Source organism: Streptomyces sp. NPDC085932 (assembly GCF_044540525.1).
Classification (GTDB): domain Bacteria; phylum Actinomycetota; class Actinomycetes; order Streptomycetales; family Streptomycetaceae; genus Streptomyces; species Streptomyces levis.
Map to the genome: position 1 here is coordinate 291,682 of NZ_JBITSJ010000006.1, position 21,941 is coordinate 313,622.

General features: G+C 71.6%; 1 protein-coding gene. It reads right to left on the reverse strand.

Translation table 11 applies throughout. The features are described from left to right. Positions 1 to 385 precede the first annotated feature (385 nt). Complete coding sequence (locus ACIGAQ_RS28600) at positions 386 to 21,913, reverse strand: hypothetical protein (RefSeq protein WP_399787713.1); 21,528 nt, start codon at positions 21,911 to 21,913, stop codon at positions 386 to 388. Positions 21,914 to 21,941 lie beyond the last annotated feature (28 nt).

The following is a 21,941-nucleotide window of genomic DNA, read 5'->3' on the forward strand; positions in this document are numbered from 1 at the left end:
TTGCGGGCCTGACGGTCCAGGAACTCGATCAGCCGTGTCTCGGAACGGCCCAGCCGCTCCCGTTCCTCACGGGGAAGGGAAGCCAGTGCGTCCACGAGAACCCGCGTCCGCGGGACATGCACCATGTTCCCGGAGTAGATGCGGCATCCCGAACACCAGGCGAGCCCGACGCACCGCTCGAACATCGGGGACTCGCGCGGATGGAAGCGGTACTGGTACGAGCGGACGGGCGCACGGCAGGTGGCACAGAACCGGCGGTCGCCGTCGCAGACCGTTTCCCAGCTCCCGACCTTGCGCCAGTGCGCCCGTCCGGCAGGTGCTCTTCAAGTCGTCATGCTCGTCATGGTCGGCATTGTCTCCCGTCGACGGGACACCTTCACCTGGCTCAGTTCGGATCGGTCCGCTGGATGCTGTCCCCGCGGTTGTTGAGGGCGATGTAGGTGCCGATGCGCCGGAAGTCGTTGATCACGCCGAAGAGGCTCTTGTCCGTCGGCAGCAGGGCCTTCAGAGCGGGCTTGTCGCCGAGGCGGGCCTCCAGCATCTCCTTGTAGGCGTTGTACACGCGAGCCGTGTAGTTGGGTTCCTTCGCGGCGTTCATCCGGTAGTCGTTGGTGATCGCGATGGACGCCAGGTCCATGAGGTAGCAGTCGAACAGGTCGGTGACGTCCGAAGCCTTCGCGCCCTCCTCTCCCGCCTGCGCCTGCCGGGCGAGGGTCTCGGCCATCTCCACGACGATGTTCCGGTAGATACCGTGCCGTGTGCTGCTGGGGAAGGCGGCCATGATGTGGTCGGCCTGCCCGGCGCCCCGGGTGCTCATCGTGCGGGGCGTGGCCAGATCCGCCAGACCCGGCACGGGCAACGGGATGTCCTGGAACATCGACTCCTCGTCGGGGATGTTGCCGTTGCGGGAGGCGAGGGGGTGCAGGCCGATCTCGTGGGCGAGCATGCCCATGAGGTAGCCGGTGTCGTACTTCTCGAAGTAGTAGCTGGCCAGGTTGATCTGCACGCCCTGGTCACCCAGGTCACGCACGTCGGCGGGAGTCTCGGTCGTGCGGACGTGGAGGGTGATGCGGACGGGCCGGGAACCGACGTAGGCCCGGATGGTCGGGTGCTCCTGGAGCAACTCGATGACCCGGACGGCCTTGTCGCGGTACCTCTCCTCGGTGTGCTTGAGGTTGGTGAACTCGTAGTTCCCCGACCGGAAGGGAGTGAAGGCCGGCTGTGAGGCAGCGGGCGCGGGGCCGGCGCTCTGCGGCATCCGGGCGGGCACCTCCGTGCCCGGGGTGCCGTTCGTGGGGTCTTCCGTGGCGTCTTCCGCGGCGTTGTCCGCGGTGGGCAGGGAGACGGGGTCGACCCAGACGGCGGAGCGCGGGACCGGGGTGGTCCCTCCGCGGGCCTCCGCCCAGGTGAGCTCCGCGTCCTGCTCGCCGTGGCCGGGCCGGGGCTCCACCTCGCCGATCAATGCCTGCAGCAGGTGCAGATGACGGCCGCGCAGGCCGGCGGGCGCCAGGAAGGAGTCCTCGGGCGCCTCGTTCAGGTCGCCCAGCAGACTGCCGAGGACATGGGGGCGGTGCGGGGCGTCGCCGTCGCGGTACTCGTCGCGCAGGCCGAGCTGGTGGGTGAGTTCGTGCACCAGGTGGACGGGGTCCGCGTCCGCCCACCAGGTCGTCTGGTCCATGGGCCGGTCCCGGCCGACCAGGTCCACGGTCAGGTGCGGAGCCTTGCCGGTGGCGTCGGATCCGGCCGCGGCGGGGCCGACGCGCTCGACGGTGACGTGGAGACGGTCGCCGCCGGGGAGGAGGTGCCCTGGAGCGTTCAGGAACTCCTGCACACCCGCCTGGAGCGCCGCGAAGACGCGGGCGGCCTCATCGTCCGTGCCGCGCAGGGCCACGCGGACCGTCAGGTCGGTGACGGGTTCGCCATCGTAGGTGAACCGGCGTGCGTCGAAGCCCGAACGGACGACGAACCGCGGACGCCGGTCCCGTGCCCTGGCAGGGTGCGAAGCGCCGGGTGAGCCGTGCGACGGCGCCGGGGCGTCACTCGCGGGAGCGAGGCGGGGGCGGGCCTCGCCGGAGTCACCGACTTGTCGCGGCGGGGCGGTCTGGATGCTGTCGCCCTGGTTGTTGAAGGCGAAGCTGGCTCCGAGGCCGAGGAAGTTGTTGGTGACGTTGTACCAGCTCTTGTTCGCCGGCAGCAGGCCACGGACCGGGCTGTCGGCCGGCAGCAGCGCGGCGAACTGCTCCTTGTACGCGTTGTACACCCGGGCCGTGTAACGGGGTTCCCAGGCCGCGTCCTTGCGACGGTCGTTGGTCACCGCGATGGTGGCCAGGTCCATCAGGTAGGTGTCGACGAGGTCGGTGACGTCCTTGGCCTTGGCGCCCTCCTCACCGTTGCGGGCGTCCTCGGCGAGGACGCCGGCCATGGTCAGGACGATGTCCCGGTAGATGCCGTGGCGGATGGTGTGCGGGAAGGCGGCCATGATGTGGTCTTCCTGTCCGGCACCCTCGGTGTTCATGAAGCGGGGTTCCTTGAGGGTGTCCAGGCCGGGGACCAGCAGGGGCATACCGCGGTAGAGGTCCTCCTCCTCGGGGATCTTCGTGTTCCGGCTCGCGAGGGGGTGGAGGCCGATCTCGTGGGCGAGCATGCCCATGATGTAGCCGGTGTCGTACTTCTCGAAGTAGTAGCTGGCGAGATTGATGTCCACGCCGTCATCGCCGCGGTCGACGACGTCCGCCGGGGTCTCCGTCGTCCGCACGTGCAAGGTGATACGGACGGTCCGATCGCCCACGTAGTCACGGATCGTGTCGTGCCTGCGCAGCAGTTCGATGATGCGGATCGCCTTGTCGCGGTACTTCTCGTTGGTGTGCTTGAGGTTGGTGAACTCGGAGTTCCCCGACTTGAACGGGGCGAGGACCGGCTCCGCCGCCGTCGGCGTGGTGTTGCTCGACTGCGGCATGCGAGGCGCGACAGCCGTGGCCGCTGTGCTGTCGGTCCCGATCCCGGTTTGCGGTAGTCGGGGGCGTGCCTCGTCGGTTGTGGTGGTGGCGGGGGTCGGTGGGGTGGGTTGTTGGATGCTGTCGCCGCGGTTGTTGGTGGCGATGGCGGTGGCGAGTTGGGTGAAGTTGCGGGCGACGCCGAAGAGTGTCTTGTTGGACGGGAGGAGGTTTTTGAGTGTGGTGTTGTCGCCGAGTGTGTCGCGTAGTTGGTCTTTGTAGGTGTTGTAGACGCGGGCGGTGTAGTTGGGTTCCTTGACGGCGTTGAGCCGGTAGTCGCTGGTGACGGCGATGGAGGCGAGGTCCATCAGGTACGTGTCGAACAGGTCGGTCACGTCTTGGTTCTTGGCTCCGGGTACGCCGACGCGGGCGCGTTGGGCGAGGACGTGGGCCATTTCGATGATGATGTTGCGGTAGAGGCGGTGGCGGATGGTGGGCGGGTAGGCGGCCATGATGTGGTCGCGTTGGCCCGCCGAGGCGCTGTTCATCACGCGGGGTGGGTTGAGGTCGGTGAGGCCCGGCACGGTCAGGGGCATGCCCTGGTAGGCCTCTTCCTGTTCCGCGATGTTCGCGTCCCGGGAGGCCAGGGGGTGCAGGCCGATTTCGTGGGCGAGCATGCCCATGATGTAGCCGGTGTCGTACTTTTCGAAGTAGTAGCTGGCGAGGTTGATGTCGACGCCGTTGTGGCCGCGGTCGATGACGTCGGCGGGGGTCTCCGTGGTGCGTAGGCGCAAGGTGATGCGGACCGTGCGGTCGCCGATGTAGTTCCTGATCGTGGCGTGCTCGTCGAGGAGTTCGGCGATCCGTACCGCCTTGTCGAGGTAGCGGTCCGTCTGGTTGAGGTTGGTGAACTCGAACCGGCCCAGCTTGAAGGGCATCGGGGCCGCGGTGGATGTGTCGGGCTCGGTGTCCGTGCTCTGCGGCATGTGGACCGGGACACCCGTGATCGCCGTGCTGTCGACGGTCTGCGGCAGGGAGACGGGGTCGACCCATACGGACTCGCGGGGTTCACGGATGGCGGTGTTTCGTGCGGCGCTCCAGCTCTGGTGGGTCTTGTCGTGGTTGGGCGTTTGGGGGACGTCGCCGATGAGGGCTGCGAGGAGGGCGAGGTGGCGGTCGCGTAGGCCGGCGGGTGCGAGGGAGGGGTCTTCGGGGGCTTCGTTGAGGTTGCCGAGGAGGCTGCCCAGGATGTGGGGGCGGTGGGGGGTGTCGGTGTCGCGGTATTCGTCGCGCAGGCCGAGTTGGTGGGTGAGTTCGTGTACGAGTTGTACGGGGGCTGCGTCGGTCCACCAGGTGACCTGGTCCATGGCCTTGTCTCGGCCGGTGAGGTCGACGGTCAGGTGTGGGGGTTCGGCGTTGGCGTCGCTGGGGTCGACGTGTTCGACGGTCACGTGCAGGCGGTCGCCGTTGGGCAGCTGGTAGGCGGGGGTGTTGAGGAACTCCTCCACGCCGTCACGTAGTTGCTGGAAGACGTGGGTCGCCTGGTCGTGGGTGCCGCGCAGCGCGACGCGGACGGTGAGGTCGGTGACGGGGCGACCGGCGTGCGTGAAGCGGCGTGCGTCGAAACCCGAGCGGACGACGAAGCGGGGACGAGGGTCGCGCGACCCCCGTGACGGCGACACCGCCGGCTCCGGTGAGACCGTCGTCGTGCCGCTGTCGCTCCCAGGGAGCCGGGGTTGTGCCGCGTCGCTGGTGGTCGGTGCCGGAGGGGTGGCCGGGCTGGGCTGCTGGATGCTGTCGCCGTGGTTGTTGGTGCCGACGCTGGTGGCGAGTTGGGCGAAGTCGCCGAGGACGCCGAAGCGTCCCTTGTCGCCGGGCAGCAGCGCGCGCACGGGACTGTCGGCCGGCAACTGTGCAGCGAATTGCTCCTTGTAGGCGTTGTAGGCCTTCGCCGTGTAGCTGGGGTCGAGGATCGCCTTGGCGCGGTGGTCGTTGGTGACGGCGATGGAGGCGAGGTCCATCAGGTAGGTGTCGATCAGATCCGTGACGTCTTGGCTCTTGGCCCCGGGTGCGCCGGCGTGTGCGCGTCGGGCGAGGACGTGGGCCATTTCGGCCACGATGTCGCGGTAGATGCCGTGGCGGATGGTGTGGGGGAAGGCGGCCATGATGTGGTCTTCCTGGCCGGCGCCCTCGGTGTTCATGAAGCGGGGGTTCTTGAGGGTTTCCAGGCCGGGGACCAGCAGGGGCATGCCGCGGTAGAGGTCCTCCTCCTCGGCGATCCTGGTGTTGCCGGAGGCCAGGGGGTGCAGGCCGATTTCGTGGGCGAGCATGCCCATGATGTAGCCGGTGTCGTATTTCTCGAAGTAGTAGCTGGCGAGGTTGATGTCGATGCCGTTGTCGCCGCGGTCGATGACGTCGGCGGGGGTCTCTGTCGTCCGCATGTGCAGGGTGATGCGGACGTTGCGGTCGCCGATGTAGTTCTTGATGGTGGTGTGCTCGTCGAGGAGTTCGGCGATGCGGACGGCCTTGTCGAGGTAGCGGTCGGTCTGGTTGAGGTTGGTGAACTCGAACCGGCCCAGCTTGAACGGACGCAACACCGGACCTGCGGTGGCGGGCGGCGGGGCGCTGCTCTGCTGCATCCGCGGGCGGACGTCGGTCGTACTCTGGGGCAGCCGGGGGCGCGCTTCGCCGGGCGTGCTGGTGGTCGGTGCCGAAGGGGTGGCCGAGGTGGGCTGCTGGATGCTGTCGCCGCGGTTGTTGGCGCCGACGCTGCGGGCGAGCTGGGCGAAGTCGCCGAGGACGCCGAAGCGTCCCTTGTCGCCGGGCAGCAGGGCACGCACGGGGCTGTCTGCCGGCAGTTGCGCGGCGAATTGCTCCTTGTAGGCGTTGTAGACCCTCGCCGTATAGCTGGGGTCGAGGATCGCCTTGGCGCGGTGGTCGTTCGTCACCGCGATGGAGGCGAGGTCCATCAAATAGGTGTCGATCAGATCCGTGACGTCTTGGTTCTTGGCTCCGGGTACGCCGACGCGGGCGCGTTGGGCGAGGACGTGGGCCATTTCGATGATGATGTTGCGGTAGAGGCGGTGGCGGATGGTGGGCGGGTAGGCGGCCATGATGTGGTCGCGTTGGCCTGCCGAGGCGGTGTTCATGACGCGGGGTGGGTTGAGGTCGGTGAGGCCCGGCACGGTCAGGGGCATGCCCTGGTAGGCCTCTTCCTGTTCCGCGATGTTCGCGTCCCGGGAGGCCAGGGGGTGGAGGCCGATCTCGTGGGCGAGCATGCCCATGATGTAGCCGGTGTCGTACTTCTCGAAGTAATAGCTCGCCAGGTTGATGTCGACGCCGTTGTCGCCGCGGTCGATGACGTCCGCCGGGGTCTCCGTCGTCCGCACGTGCAAGGTGATGCGGACCGTGCGGTCGCCGATGTAGTTCCTGATCGTGGTGTGCTCGTCGAGGAGTTCGGCGATGCGGACTGCCTTGTCGAGGTAGCGGTCCGTCTGGTTGAGGTTGGTGAACTCGAACCGGCCCAGCTTGAACGGACGCAGCTCCGGCTGCGCGGTGGCGGGGGGCGGGGCGCTGCTCTGCGGCATCCGCGGGCGGACGTCGGTCGCACTCTGGGGCAGCCGGGGTTGCGCCGAACCTGTGGCGGTCGGTGCCGCAGGGGTGCGTTGTTGGATGCTGTCGCCGTGGTTGTTGGTGCCGACGCTGGTGGCGAGTTGGGCGAAGTCGCCGAGGACGCCGAAGCGTCCCTTGTCGCCGGGCAGCAGCGCGCGCACGGGACTGTCCGGGGAGAGACGCTCGGCGAACTGCGTCTTGTAGGCGTTGTAGACCCTCGCCGTATAGCTGGGGTCGAGGATCGCCTTGGCACGGTGGTCGTTCGTCACCGCGATGGAGGCCAGGTCCATCAGATAGGTGTCGATCAGATCCGTGACGTCCTGGTTCTTCGCTCCGGGCACGCCCACCCTTGCGCGGCGTTCGAGCACCTCGGCCATTTCGGCCACGATGTCGCGGTAGATGCCGTGGCGGATGGTGTGGGGGAAGGCGGCCATGATGTGGTCTTCCTGGCCGGCGCCCTCGGTGTTCATGAAGCGGGGGTTCTTGAGGGTTTCCAGGCCGGGGACCAGCAGGGGCATGCCGCGGTAGAGGTCTTCCTCCTCGGCGATCCTGGTGTTGCCGGAGGCCAGGGGGTGCAGGCCGATTTCGTGGGCGAGCATGCCCATGATGTAGCCGGTGTCGTATTTCTCGAAGTAGTAGCTGGCGAGGTTGATGTCGATGCCGTTGTCGCCGCGGTCGATGACGTCGGCGGGGGTCTCTGTCGTCCGCATGTGCAGGGTGATGCGGACGTTGCGGTCGCCGATGTAGTTCTTGATGGTGGTGTGCTCGTCGAGGAGTTCGGCGATCCGTACCGCCTTGTCGAGGTAGCGGTCCGTCTGGTTGAGGTTGGTGAACTCGAACCGGCCCAGCTTGAAGGGCATCGGGGCCGCGGTGGATGTGTCGGGCGCGGTGTCCGTGCTCTGCGGCATGTGGACCGGGACACCCGTGACCGCCGTGCTGTCGACGGTCTGCGGCAGGGAGACGGGGTCGACCCATACGGACTCGCGGGGTTCACAAATGGCGGTGTTCCGTGCGGCGCTCCAGCTCTGGTCGGTCTTGTCGTCGCTGGGCGTTTGGGGGACGTCGCCGATGAGGGCTGCGAGGAGGGCCAGGTGGCGGTCGCGTAGGCCGGCGGGTGCGAGGGAGGGGTCTTCGGGGGCTTCGTTGAGGTCGCCGAGGAGGCTGCCCAGGATGTGGGGGCGGTGGGGGGTGTCGGTGTCGCGGTATTCGTCGCGCAGGCCGAGTTGGTGGGTGAGTTCGTGTACGAGTTGTACGGGGGCTGCGTCGGTCCACCAGGTGACCTGGTCCATGGCCTTGTCTCGGCCGGTGAGGTCGACGGTCAGGTGTGGGGGTTCGGCGTTGGCGTCGCTGGGGTCGACGTGTTCGACGGTCACGTGCAGGCGGTCGCCGTTGGGCAGCTGGTAGGCGGGGGTGTTGAGGAACTCCTCCACGCCGTCACGTAGTTGCTGGAAGACGTGGGTCGCCTGGTCGTGGGTGCCGCGCAGGGCGACGCGGACGGTGAGGTCGGTGACGGGGCGACCGGCGTGGGTGAAGCGGCGTGCGTCGAAACCCGAGCGGACGACGAAGCGGGGACGAGGGTCGTGCGACCCCCGTGACGGCGACGGTGTGGCCTTCGGCGTACCGCTTTCGGTCCCGGTCCCGATCCCGGTTTGCGGTAGTCGGGGGCGTGCCTCGTCGGTTGTGGTGGTGGCGGGGGTCGGTGGGGTGGGTTGTTGGATGCTGTCGCCGCGGTTGTTGGTGGCGATGGCGGTGGCGAGTTGGGTGAAGTTGCGGGCGACGCCGAAGAGTGTCTTGTTGGACGGGAGGAGGTTTTTGAGTGTGGTGTTGTCGCCGAGGGCGTCGCGTAGTTGGTCTTTGTAGGCGTTGTAGACGCGGGCGGTGTAGTTGGGTTCCTTGACGGCGTTGAGCCGGTAGTCGCTGGTGACGGCGATGGAGGCGAGGTCCATCAGGTAGGTGTCGAACAGGTCGGTGACGTCTTGGTTCTTGGCTCCGGGTACGCCGACGCGGGCGCGTTGGGCGAGGACGTGGGCCATTTCGATGATGATGTTGCGGTAGAGGCGGTGGCGGATAGTGGGCGGGTAGGCGGCCATGATGTGGTCGCGTTGGCCCGCCGAGGCGCTGTTCATCACGCGGGGTGGGTTGAGGTCGGTGAGGCCCGGCACGGTCAGGGGCATGCCCTGGTAGGCCTCTTCCTGCTCGGCGATGTTCGCGTCCCGGGAGGCCAGGGGGTGCAGGCCGATCTCGTGGGCGAGCATGCCCATGATGTAGCCGGTGTCGTACTTTTCGAAGTAGTAGCTCGCCAGGTTGATGTCGACGCCGTTGTCGCCGCGGTCGATGACGTCGGCGGGGGTCTCTGTCGTCCGCACGTGCAAGGTGATGCGGACGGTGCGGTCGCCGATGTAGTTCCTGATCGTGGTGTGCTCGTCGAGGAGTTCGGCGATGCGGACGGCCTTGTCGAGGTAGCGGTCGGTCTGGTTGAGGTTGGTGAACTCGAACCGGCCCAGCTTGAAAGGTCGCAGCACCGGCTCCGTTGCTGTGGACGGTGTGGCCGTCTCGGCGCCGGACAGCGTGCTCAGGTCGCTCGCCTCTTCCTCCTCCTGCTGAGTTGTCGGCACGGGCGCCGGGGTGCGTGGCACGAGGGGGACGATGTCGCCGCCGCGGCGTCGCAGCCGCAAGTGGGGGCTGTCGGAGGACGGACCGGCGTAGGTGTGGGCGGTGCCGTTCTCCTCGATCAGGGTGACGGTGGTGCCGGTCGCGGCGGCGGCCCAGCGTGCCAGCGCACGGTCGGCCTCGGGACTCCACGGCGCTTCGGACAGGTGACGGCGCAGGTGCCCTTCGAGGGCCTCGGGGCTCGGTGCGGGGGCACCGGGCCTGGTCCGCAGGGGCGGGGGCGTGAAGAGCGTGGCGCGTTCGGCAGGGTCGCCGGGCAAGCCGTTGAGGCGCATCAGCTGGGTGGGCGTGACGCCGGCCCGGGTGCGCAGGCGTGCGGCCTCGCGGCGGTGCAGCCCGGGCTGCTCGGCGGCTTGGCGCAGGGCGGTGGAGAGCGCGCCGAAGAAGCCGTTGCCACGGCCGGTGTGCGGGCCCTGGGTGTAGGTGGCGCCGTCGGGTGCGGTGAGGACGCCGTCGCGGTCGAGGCGGTAGCGCGGGCCGGAGGTCTGGGCCGGCGGCATCCACGGCGGTGTGGCGTGGCTGCGGTGCGGGGTGGGGCGCGGGGCCGGGTTGTCCGTAAGGGGAGTGGTGAGGACGAGGGTCGGCAGTGGGGTGGTGACCGGGGGCGGTGTGCCCGGGGGCAGGGCGGCGTGGAAGAAGTCGCCGGCGGCGAAGAGGACGGGGTCGGTGGCCGCTCGTACGGTGGCCGGGTCTGCGCCGTGCGGGAGGAAGAGCTGGCTGCGCCCTTCGCCGGTGACGACGGTGAGGGGTGTGCCCAGGACGCGGGCGGCGAGGGCGGGCAGCAGGTCGGCGCCGCCGTGGTCACCGGCGCGGCGGGCGGGCGGGGTCTGCTCGCCGTCCGTCGGGTGGGCTCCGGTGTCCTGGCGTGGTTCGCTCGCGAACGGGCGGGACAGGGCGAGGGCGGCCAGGGCGACGCGCTGGCCGGGAGTGGGCCAGAAGGTCTGCGGGAGACGCCCGAAGGCGTCGAACTCGGCCTGCTGGGCGGGGGTGAAATGGATTCCCGCCGCGTCGATCTCGTCCTGGGAGAAGGTGTCGGCGGCGTCCAGGGCGAGCGAGTCGAGCAGGTCCTGATTGCTGTCCTCGCCCAGTGCCCAGGCGAGGCGGTCGCGTGCGGCGCCGACGGCTTCGGCGGTGATCGTGGGGTTGCCGGGGGCGGCGGTGAACCGGTCGGCGAGGTCGGTCCCGAGCAGGTGGGCCAGCCGGCCCCGGTCCGCCGCGACGGCGAGCAGGGCGTGGAAGAACGAGGCGCCGTCGTGCGGCACGTCGTGCACCTCGCGCACGGTGGCCCCGTCCGGTGAGGTGAGGGTGCGCGGCGTGGAGTCGGTGGCGGCGCTGACGGTGTAGGGGGCGGGGGCTTCGGAGCGCCAGGCCGGCTCGGTGTAGGCGGGCCGTTCCGGTGCCGGAGCGGCGGACGGACCGCGGTGGTGGGCGGTGAGGCGGGTCGCGGCGAGGTGCAGGCGGTGGTGTTCTGCGGCGGCGGCGTCGGTGCGCTGCTCCCAGAGGCGCGCCTCGTCACGGGCGGCCCGCCAGGCGGTGACGGCCGGTGAGGCGGGCACGGATGCCTGGTCGGTGGTGGGGTCGCCCAGCGCCGTCTGTTCCTGCGGGGTCAGGTCGAGCCAGGTGTCGCGGGCGCGTGCGCGGGCGTCGTAGTAGCGCTGTTCGGCCGTGGCGAGGTCGGCGGTGGCCTTCGCCTGGGCGTCCCAGGCGGCACTCACCTCGTCGGGGTAGGTGGTGTCGTCGAGGAGACCGTAGTCCCGGGCGATGTCCTCGCGCAGCCAGACCAGGGCGGTCGTGCGGGCCTCCGCCGCGCGGGGGCCGCGCCGGGCCTTGCCGAGGGCGTGCAGCGGGCGGCTGTCGGTCACCTGGTGGTGCACCTCGGAGACCGCCAGCCAGCTCACCGGGACGGCGAAGAGCATGCTGCGGTCGGTGACGACCTTGACGTGGGTACCGAGGGTGGTGTCCGCGGAGCCCTTGAGGACGGTGCTGTCGTTCGCACCGCCGATGGGCACCGTGGCGCCGGGGTTGGTCACGCCCGCGTTGCTGTTGCCCGCCAGCGGGGAGGTGCCCACCGCGCCTTCGACGTTGTCGGTGATGCCGGCCTCCAGCGCGTCGGAGGTCTTGCGTCGCTGCATGGCCTCCATGCGGGGCTTGTTCTCCACGGCGAGCAGGCGGGCGCCGGTGCGGTGCATCTTCGCGTAGAGGCGGGAGTCGGCGGTGTGGGACTGGCCGAGGAGGCGGGCGGAGGACTGGGTGGGCAGGGGCGAGCCGTCGGGGCCGAGTGCCTCGCGGAAGCCCGCGGTCAGGCCGCCTTGGGAGGTGGCTTCCTGCTGGGCCTGGGCGGGGGCGGTGCCCAGGCCGGTGAGGGGGGTGAGGCGGGCCATGCGCACGCGGGCGGCGAGGAGGTCGCCGGTGTGGCGGCGGCCGAGGTCGCTGTCGCCGAAACCGTCGGCGCGGGCGGTGGCGAGGGTGAGGCCGTCCCGCACGTTGTCCGCGCCGAGGATGTCGACGGCGAGGATGCCGGAGCCGATGGCGTCGTCGAAGGGGAGGACGTCGGAGTCGGTGGGGTGGGCGTCGGAGGTGGCCGGGCCGGTGGTGAACGGACCGGTGGTGGCCTGGCCTGCGGTGGTGCGGTCGGTGGTGGCCGAACCAGCGGTGGCTCCGCTCGTGGTGATCCGGCCGGTGGTGGCCGGACCGGGGTTGGCCTGGCCCGTGGCGGCCTGGCCTGTGGTGGTGCGCCAGGCGGCGATGGCGGCGGGACGGGCCTGGTCGGCGGTGAGCAGCGTGACCGCGCGCTCGGGTTCGGGCACGTCCTGTTCGGTGAGCGCGGTGTCGGAACCGTCCCCGTTCGGGGTGAGCAGGCCGGCCGGGAGGATCTCGTTGAGGGTGCCGACCGAGGCGCCGACGCGGGGCGCGAGGGGCGTGCCGCTCACGTCGGCCATGGTGACGGTCAGCACGTAGCTGGTGACGATCTCGGCGTGCGCCTGGGTGGTGGCGACGTTCGGCATCGCGGTGCTGCCGTGCGTCTCGCTGCGGGCGCTGGAGCGCTGTTTGGCCGCGGTGCCCTGCGCCGAGGGGCTGGCGGTGAGGACGTTGGCGTTGTCGCCCGCGGCCCGCTGGGCGGCGCTGATCGTCACGTCGGCGCCACGGTCCTGGGAGGCGGCGATGGCGGTGTCGCGGGCGATGGTGCGGTAGTCCTCCAGCTCGAAGCCGGTGCGCAACCGTTCCACGGTGGTGGTGACCGGGGTCAGCTTGAAGTGGAGCTGGGCCGGGCTGCCGCCGACCGGCAGGTGGTGCGGGCTCCGCCACGTGCGGTGACGCACCGGCAGGGTCATCCCGTCGGTGGTCAGTTCGTGCAGGTGGGCGCGGAGGAAGTCGGGGGAGAGCCGCTGCAGGACCTGCTCGCGGTCGTGGGAGGGCACGCCGATCTTCTCGAGCTGGGGCAGCAGGTGCTGGGCGGCGCGGCTCGCGTCGAGCTGGCCGCTGGGGTGGGTGGGGAAGCGCCGCCCACGCAGGAAGCCGGGCAGCCGGTAACCGCCGCCCAGGTTGCGCGGCGTGGCGGTGCCCAGACCGTCCGGGGCGAGTCCGGCCTCGATGGCGTCCTGCATGGGCAGGTGGAACATCACCGCGTCGCGGACGCGCTGGAGCGCTGCTGCGGCCCGGCGGGGAGCCAGGCGACGGCCCAGGTGCTCGGACAGGCGGCCGGCGGCGGAGCTGATCCTGCCCCCTGCGCGCGTCCCGGCCAGGCCCATCGCGGCCGTCCAGCGGTCGCGCACCGCGATGGTCTCGGCGGCGTCGGCGACCACCAGGTACATGCGTCCGGCGAAGGTGAGGGTCGTGTTGCGGCCCCGGGTGAGGGTCTGCGCCATGCTGCGCCCGCGGCCCCAGGCGTACTGCAGAGCGGTCGAGTAGGTGCCGACCACCGGCTGCTGCCCGGGGGCCTGCTGGAGCGGCATGTCCGAGCCCTGGAGGCCGACCGTGGCGTGCGAGACGGTGCTGGCGCTGCCCACGACGCGATGCTCGTTGCCGATGGTGGCTTCCAGGCTCGCCGGCTTGGGGTCGCTCTTGACGCGCAGGTTGTGCAGTTCGCCGCGGATCGCCGCCTTGAGGTAATGGGTCTGCAGCGGTCCCGCGCCGGTCAGTCCGGCGATGCGGGAGCCGAACGGGCCGAGGTACTGGCCGAGTTGTCCGGCCACGGAGAGGTTGGCCATGGCCCGGCGCAGTGCCGTCCGGGCCGGGGCGCCGGGCGCGCCGACGTGCCAGGACGAGCCGGTGGCGCGGTCGGCGGTGTCCTGCATGAGCTGCTGGCGCTGCGGGCCGCCCTCGGTGCTGAGGACGACGTGGGGTGCGCTCAGCAGTTTGAGGGTGAGGCGCCGGTCGGCGGAGCCCACGCGGGGCAGCGGGCGGGTGCCGTCGAGGAGTTGGTCCGCCTCGGTGGCGGAGAGCTGCCGTGGAGCGGCGGTCGTGGGAGCGGGCGCGGACCGGCCGGGTGGCGGGTCGGCGGGCGCGTGGCGTTCGGAGCCGTGGGCGGCGGGCACGGCGAGTTCCACCCGGCCCACGGTCTCGCTGCCCTGGGTGAACAGGGGCCGTTCCGCGACCTTGCTGACGAAGACGCCCGCGCCGAGCAGACCGACGGTGGCCAGGCGCGCCCAGCCCCTGGGGCGGCGGTGTCCCTCGAAGGTGGCGCCCAGTTCCACCCGGTAGCTGTAGAGGTCGGCGCCGTTCTGGAACGTGAGGTGGTCGTGGGCGACGGCGACGGTGTTCCTGGTGGCCTTCTGATCGGTCTTGGCGTAGCGGGCGCCGAGCGTGACGTTGCCGGTCTGACGGGGCAGCCCCGCCTCGGGCACCTTGTCGTGGTCGCGCGGGGAGATGCCGAGCTCGACGCCGCCCGAGAGCGTGAGGGAGGCCTGCTGCCCCTGGCCGGAGATCTCGGTGCCGATGACCGCGTTGCGCAGGGAGCGCTCGCTCATGGTGGTCTCGAACTGCCGGTCGCTGAGCCGGGCCCGCAGGACGAGGGTGTGGTGGCCCCGGCGGACCTTGCCGTCCTCGGTGAGGGTGACCGGGACGCCGGTGGTGGTCAGGTCGTCCAGGCTCTGCGCCAGGCTCGGCCGGTTGAGGGCCTCGCGGATCTGACGGTCGTTGTGCAGCGCGGTGCGCATCCGGCCGTCGCCGTACCAGAACTTGGCCAGCCGCGGATGACGCAGCATCAGCGGCGGGACGAACAAGGACGGGTAGGAGCGGTGCAGGGTGTCGAGGACCGCGTCCGTGAAGGCACGCATGGGGTCCGGCGGCGCGGGTTGCCGAGCCGTGTCGGCGGGCGCGGGCTGCCGAGCCGTGTCGGCGGGCGCGGGTTGCCGAGCAGTGTCGGCCGGTGCGGGTTGCCGAGCAGTGTCCGCCGGTGCGGGTTGCCGAGCCGTGTCCGCCGGTGCGGGTTGCCCAGTCGTGTCCGGGGGCACGGCTTGCCCAGCCCTGTCCGACGGCATGGGCTGCCGAGTCGTGTCCTGCGGGGTTCTGCCCTGTTCCTGTGGCGGGTCGGTGCCGGGGCCGAGGGTCAGCGGGCGGTCGGGGCGGAAGCCCTCGGCGCGGACCTGGCCGCTGAGGTGGACCGGGTTCTCCCGGGTGAGGTACCACGGCACGGGCGGCTCGGCGTCCGGGTGGGGCCCCGTCCGGCCGGGCGTGCGGTCGTCCCAGCCGGCGAGACGGCGCGCGTCCTGCGTGGCCATCCAGTCCAGGCTGACGACCCGGACCGGACGCGCCGCCGACGCCGGCTCGCCGGGCATGCGCACCATCAGGGTGCGCTCGACCCGGTACAGCGCCACCGGGTGGTTGCGGATCCGGCCGGTGGTCTTGCGGGCCGCGTCGGCGCCGAGGTAGTGGCCCCGACCGCTGGTCAGGTCGGCGCGGACCAGCGGCCCGCCCTGGAGGCGCACGTCCGTCTCCGGGCCCACGAGGGTGTGGTTGGGACCCGCGGTGACCTGGATGCCGAAACGGGTGTCGCGGACGTGCCCGCGTTCGTTCTGATAGGTGGTCTGGGTGAGGTCGCGCAGTTCCGCCTTGACCGACTCGGTGACCAGGGTGGCCCGGTGCGGCACCGACCGTTCGACGATCAGGTGGCCCAGCGGATGCTGTCCGCTGCCCCGGGTCAGTTCGGGTCCTGTCACCGGGCCCGTCATCCGCCCGAACAGGGCGAGCAGCCGGGTGGGGCGGACCCAGGAGATCACGGTGCGGTGCGCCGAACTGCCGGGCCGGGAACCCGAGACCGCCAGCGCGATGTCCTCGGGCGGGTCGATCAGGTGCAGGCCGGTGATGTCGGTGACCCGCGGCTCCGTCCCGTCCGGGAAGGTGAGCGTGCGAGGGGCGCGGCGGGGGCCCTTGAAGGGCACGGTGAGGTCGTCCGGCAGCCGCCAGCTCAGTCCGTCGCGCATCCCGAAGCCGGCCGCGTGCACCTGGGTGCGCCGCCACGCCGGTTGCGGGGTGCGGGGGTCGGGCTCGCCGGTCGTGCCGGAGGGCGCGGCGCTCCTGGGGGATTCGGTGACGCGGTCCACCCGTACGCGGTAGTACACGTCGTCCAGGTGGAGGTGGGAGCCCTCGTGCGCGCGCCACTCGGTCTGGTTGTACGCCTGGGTGCCCTGGGTGTAGTCGGTTCTGCGGGTCCAGCCCAGGGATACGCCGATCTTCAGCAGCCAGTTGAGCGGAGGGCCCATGCTGAGCGCGCCGGCGATGCGGCGGCCGACGCCGACGCTGCGTCCTCCGCCGGTGCCGGCCTGGCCGCGCCGCATGGTGTCCACGCGAACCGTGCCGCCGTTCACGTCGGAGAAGCGTTCCCAACGGTGGTAGGGGACGGCTTCGACGGTCATCTCCAGGCCGACGCCGGACTTCTCGCGTCCGACGAGGCGGGCGCCGCGCGGGGCGGTGAAGGCGCCGGGCTGGTCGGTCAGCAGCCGGAGCAGTTCCGTCTCGTCGAAGCGGGTGCGCAGGTTCTTGGGCAGGGTGCCGATGATCTGCCGGGCGACCAGTTCGGGAGAGCGGAGTGTGGTGACGCCGGGGCCGTTGAACAGTCCGGCGGGGCCGGTCCGTGCCTGCCCGTCGATCCGGGTGCCGTCGGTCCGGGTGCCGTCGGCCGGGGTGCCGTCGCCGGGGTCCGCGTCCGGGTGGAGCAGGACCTCGGGCAGCCGGCTGCCGTCGGAGAAGACGACGGTGCGTGGCGCCGGGGCCGGGGGAGGGGCGTCCGGGCCGGTCAGCAGACGCGCCGGACGGTGCCGGTCGAGCTGGGTCTCCAGCGGGACCGGATCGCCCCGGTCGGCGGTCTCGGCCCTGGTGTCGGCCCCGGTCTCGGCCCCGGTCTCGGCCCCGGTGTCGGCCCCGGTGTCGGTCCCCTCGGAACTGTCGTCGGTCGTCACCTCGGCGTGTTCGCTGCCGTCGGAGTCCTGCGCGGTGAGGTCTGCCCCGACGGGGACGTGCTGCGACATGTCCTGAGGGGCGGTGGAGTCCTGGGTGCCGGCGTCCTGGGACGTGACCGGGTCCGCTACGGGAGGAGGCGGGGCCGGGGCCGGGACCAGGGCGTCGTAGTGGTCGGTGCCGTTGTAGGCCAGGTGCAGGGTGCCGCCGCTGCCGCCGGGGTGCAGCGAGGTGACGGTCGAGCCGCCGGTGCGCGGGTCGGGCTGCACCAACCGCAGGTCCAGGTCCAGGGCGTGGGCCAGGGCTTCCGGGAGCAGGTCGGCGAAGGGGGAGGCCCACAGGCCCGGGTGTTCGGCGGCCGCGGCGACCAGGGCGCCCGGGCCGAGGCGGCGGGCCTCGGCGGGCGTGGGGGCGATGTCGGCGAGCTGGGGGTAGTCGCCGGAGCGCAGCAGTTGCCGCCACGTCCGGGCGTCACCTCGGGTGACGACGGCGCGGGCGATGTCGTTCCACTCGGCGGTGACGCTCGCGCGCTCCTCGGCGTCGGTCACGCCCGCCAGGGCCCGCATCCGCAGGTCGTCCACGACGGAGTACACCGGGTCGGGGAACGCCATGGTGGCGGCACTGCCCAGTTCGGTGTCAGCGATCCGGTCGCGCAGCAGACGGCGCAGACCGGCGATGTTCCGTGCCGCCCACGCGGGTGGGACCGGCCGGCTGCGGGCGCTGTCGAGCAGGGCCCTGAAAAGGCAGTTGCCGCCGCCGGGAGTGTCCAGTCGGGTGAAGGCCTGGCCGTCGGCGTGCACCGTGGGGGCGGGTGCGGTGCCGGTCTTGCTGAGGGTCAGCTCCTCGGCGAGGCTCTCCGGGCGGCTGGGCGCGGGGGCCAGGTCGGGCCTGCGGCGGGCGAGTTCGGCGGTGTCCTCGGGGCTGAGGGCCAGCTCCGACAGGGGCAGCGGGGTGTCGGACAGCGACCAGGTGACCTGCGCGGAGGGCGCGTAGGCCAGTCCGTGCACGTCCTGCGGGGACACGAGGGCGGTGGGCGGGAGCGCGGGCGGCGGCGGGGGCAGCAGGGTGTCGAGGGTGGCGTCGGAGCCCGCGGTGGAGCGCAGGTCGGCCGCGGCGCGCAGGAACCGGGTGTACTGCTCGGGGGTGGGCCCGGTCGCGGGGTCGCTGCCGGTGGCCCCGGTGGTGCCGCTCCAGTCGGTGACCATCCGGCGGAGCAGGTCGGGGGTCATACGGCCGTCGCCGTAGCGGGGCGCGGTGTCGGGGCTGCGCCAGCGCAGGCTGTCCACCAAGGCGAGACCGGCGAGCAACTCGCGGTTCTCCGGACGCTGTTCGGCGTCGGGGCCCAGTGCGTCGCGCAGGGTGCGGATCTGCTGGAGGGTGCGGGCCAGGGTGAAGGCGTCGGCCGGTTCGGGTCCGGCGTGCAGCCCGGCGGCGCGCGCCAGTTCCTCCAGACGGGCACCGGTGGGCTCGGGGGTGAACAGCCGCCAGCGGCCCGGCCCGTCGGGGCCCTCGGTCAGGACCGCGCGGACGTTGCCGTCGCGGTCGCGGGCGGTGCCGGCCTCGGTGGTGGGCGCGTACACCGACCGGCCGGTGCGGTTGGCGACGTGCTGGGCGACGGGCAGGCCCGCGATCCGCGGCTGCTGTCCCGTCTCGCAGGAGAACAGCACGATGGGCCGCTTCGGATCGCCGTCCCGGAACCAGGACTTGAGGACTTCGCCGAACTGGACGCCGCTCACCTTCACCGTGGGATGCGCGGCGTCGTCGGTGCCGAGCGTGACGGTACGGGAGGTGCCGTGCCCGGCGAAGTAGTCGGCGCCGTCCTCGGTGCCGGAGCCGGGCAGCGGGGTGGGCGGGCCGGTGAAGACGGTCCGGGGCGCGACGGGCGTGGCCTCGGGATCCGGGGCGGTGGGAGCGGACGTGGTGCGCACGCTGCGGAAGGTGTCCTGTCCCAGGAGTGCACGGCGCCCTTCGCTGTGCGTCGTCGCGTCCTCTGCCGGGCTCTGCGAGATGGTCAACGTCCGTACGGGGCGTCCGGGTTGCGGGGGTGCCGCGGCGCCGGGCATCCAGCGGCGCAGCTGCGTGACGGGCACCGTGTGGCCGGTGAGGGTGGTGACGACCGGCTGTCCCTGGGGCCGGGGCCGTGTCGTGGTGCTGTCAGCGCCGTGTGTGTCGTCCGCGGGCCGCACGATGATCCGGGCGGGCGCCGGGGTGACGGGCCCCGGGGTGACGGGCCCCGGGGTGACGGGCCCTGAGGTGACGGGCGCCGCGGTGACGGGAGCGTGGGGCTGGGAGGGCTCGTCATGTGGTGTCGTTGATGACGGAGGCAGGACGGTGCCCTCGCCGGACTCCAGGTGGATGTCGGTGGCGGGTTCGGCCCACGGGCGCGAGAGCGTGGCGAGCTTGGCCGCGGCGGGGACGTCGACGGCGGTGTCCGGAGCCGTCGGGGTGGCGTGTGCCGGGGGCTCGGCCTTGGGTGGCAGCTTGACGGACAGGGGGTCCGCGCTCGGCGTCGCCGACTCGGTGCGGAGAGGCTTCTCGCCCGGGGAGGGCGTGGTGTCGGCGCCGTCCGAGGTGGTGGTGGGAGGGGTCGGTCCGCTCTCGGTGGCGGGCCGGGACGTGGGGTCGGGGGGAGCGGGTGCCCCGAGGGCGTCGGCGAGCGGCAGCAGCACGTCGGAACCGGGGAAGACGGCGTTGCTGTCCACGCCCGTGTCCACTCCGGCGGTGGGCGGCAGGCTCTCGAGCGGGCGCACCTGGACGGGCCGGGCCGGTCCTTCGCGGGTGAGCTCGACGGCCGCGCGCACCGGACGTCCCGCTCCGTCCGTCGCGGTCGGCGGGCCGAGTACGACGGCCCGGTCGGTGCCGGCCTCGTCCAGCAGGGTCGCCGCTTCCGGCGACCCCTGCACGGGCGGCGGCTGCTCGGAGACGACGACGGTGAACGGCGCCTGGGAGGGCTCGGTGAGGACGGGGCCGGGCTCTTTGTCGACGCTGCCGGATGACGAGGGGTCGTTTTCCGGCGCGGTGCGTACGTCACCGGGGGAGGGGGCGGTGTCGGCGGAACTGGTCGTCGTCACCCTCGGCGGTGCGGACGTGAGGTCGTGGGCGGCATCGGGGGAGGACTGCGTCGAGCCGGTGGTGCTGGTCTCGGCCGGGCCCTCCGAGGTGTCGGTCCGGATGGGGCGGAGGGAGTCGTCGCCGGTGGCCGGGATGGCCTGGTCTTGGTCCTGTTCCTGGCCGTCGCTCCGTTCCTGCGACTGCTCCGGCAGCGCGGCGGTCTCCTCGCCGTCCGTCGAGGCAGGGGTGCCGTCCGGCGTGCCGGCGTCTTGGGACGACAGGGAGGAGGACGTCGATGAACCTGTGGTGGTGACGCCGCCCGACTTGGTGCCGCTGCCAGTACCAGTACCAGTACCAGTACCAGTGCCGCTGCCAGTGCCAGTACCAGTGCCGGTGGTGGGTGAGCCGCCGGTGGTCGAGCCGGTAGCGGCGGGACCGGTCGCCGCCTGGGGCGGAGGCGTCTGCACCTGGTCCTGGCTGACCGGAGTCTCCGCGGAGAGCGTGGTGTCCGCGGGGAGCGTGGTACCGCCGGACAGCGGCGCGTCCACGGTGACCGTCACCCCGAGCGAGTCGAGAGCACGGCGGACGCCATCGGCGTCGATCTGGGCGGCCGGGCTGTTCCCGGCGGGCACCACCCGCACCTCGGGTCGCTGCGCCAGATTGTCGTGCAGGGCGTCGCGCACGCCGATCTCGGTACTGCCGGGAGACTGCGAACCGCGCAGCGCGGCGATGTCGCGCAGCGCCGCGTCCCGTATCTCGGGTGTGCCGTGGTGGACCTGCTGCCACAGCGCACTCTCGGCGGCGGTCACCGGCAGCGGGCCGGGGGAGTACGCCGGCGGGTCCACGCTCGTGTACGGCGGCGGGGGCGTGCCCTGGGTGAGGTCGGTGGACGGTGAGAGGGTGCCGTCCAGGGTGTCCGAGCCGGTGGTCGACGTGTCGGCGGGCGTGGTGGAGTCGCCGCCGCCGGGGGCGTGCTGGGAAGGGCCGCCCGTGCGGTCGCCCTTGCCGGTGCCGTCACCGGAGCGTGCGGCATCGGCGTTGCCGTGGTCGCCGCCCGAAACGGTCGGCGGTGCGAGGCGCAACTTGTCGATGGCATGGCGCAGTTCCGCACCACTGTTGATGGCGATGTCCGTGAGCGTCGCCTCGACCTGGCTGCTGATGCCCGCACCGACGAACGTCGACCAGCTGGTGGACCAGTCACCGTCGAACGCGCCCTTGATCAGGATCTCCGCGAGGGCTTCGCCGGAGCCGGCGGCGAGGAAGTCGGCGGTGCCCTTCAGCCCGTAGTGGCCTGCCAGCGCGCCCGGCCGGTCGGCGTTGTGGCGCAGGAGCTGGTTGTTGCGCCACAGGGTGGGGTTGTTCCGGAAGGAGAGGGGGCCGTCCCGGAAGGTGGTCGGGGTGTCGCGGTGCGGGGTCGGGCCGTTCGGGGACGGGTCCGGGCCCGGGCGGTCCTTCGGCGTGTGGTCGAGGTGGGGGCCTGGGCCGTCCTTCAGGTCCAGGTTCGGGGGTTTCTTGAAGGAGCCGTCGGGGCCGTTCTTGAGGAAGTTGTGGTCGTAGCTCTTGACGATGCTCTTCGCGAAGTCGTCGAAGACGCTGGTGAACAAGCCCGCGGCGGCGCCGAACGCGGCGGACTTGAGGATGTCGTTCCAGTCGAAGCCGTCCGGGCGGCGGCCGTCGGGGGCGAAGTTCATCATCGCCAGGCGCACCGCGAAGGTGGTGAACGCCTCGGCGAAGGCCTCCGTCAGGGACGGCGCCAGGTGCAGCCGCTGCAGCAGATGGCTGAGCGTGGTGAGGATCATGAAGCGGCTGCGCAGCTTGGCCATCATGATCTGGCTGGCCGAGGCGCCTCCGGTGAAGAAGGACATCGCCAGGTAGATGGCGATCTCGATGAGCAGCCGGATGACCTCGGCGATGACCTGCCACTTGGACTCCATGATGTCCATGGAGGTCTTGCGCCGGCCCTCGGCGATCTTGTCCAGCTGCTCGGCGAACTCGCGCAGGTAGTTCTTGCCGCCGTCGTCGATGAGCATGCCCATCGCCTTGGCGTACGACTTGGCCAGGTCGTCCGGCATGGACTCGGCGATGTCGTGGATCGACTTCTCGATCAGCGAGGAGAGCCGGTCGAGTTTGCGGCCCAGCCCGGAGTAGGGCGTGCGGCTGTCGTAGGCCAGGTCCTCGTCCGCGTCGATGAGCTTCTCCCCGGTGAGGATGAAGATCATCGCGTTGACCTCGGGCGATGCCTGCAGACTCATCGGGGGCCGTCCTGAACGGTGTGCGGGC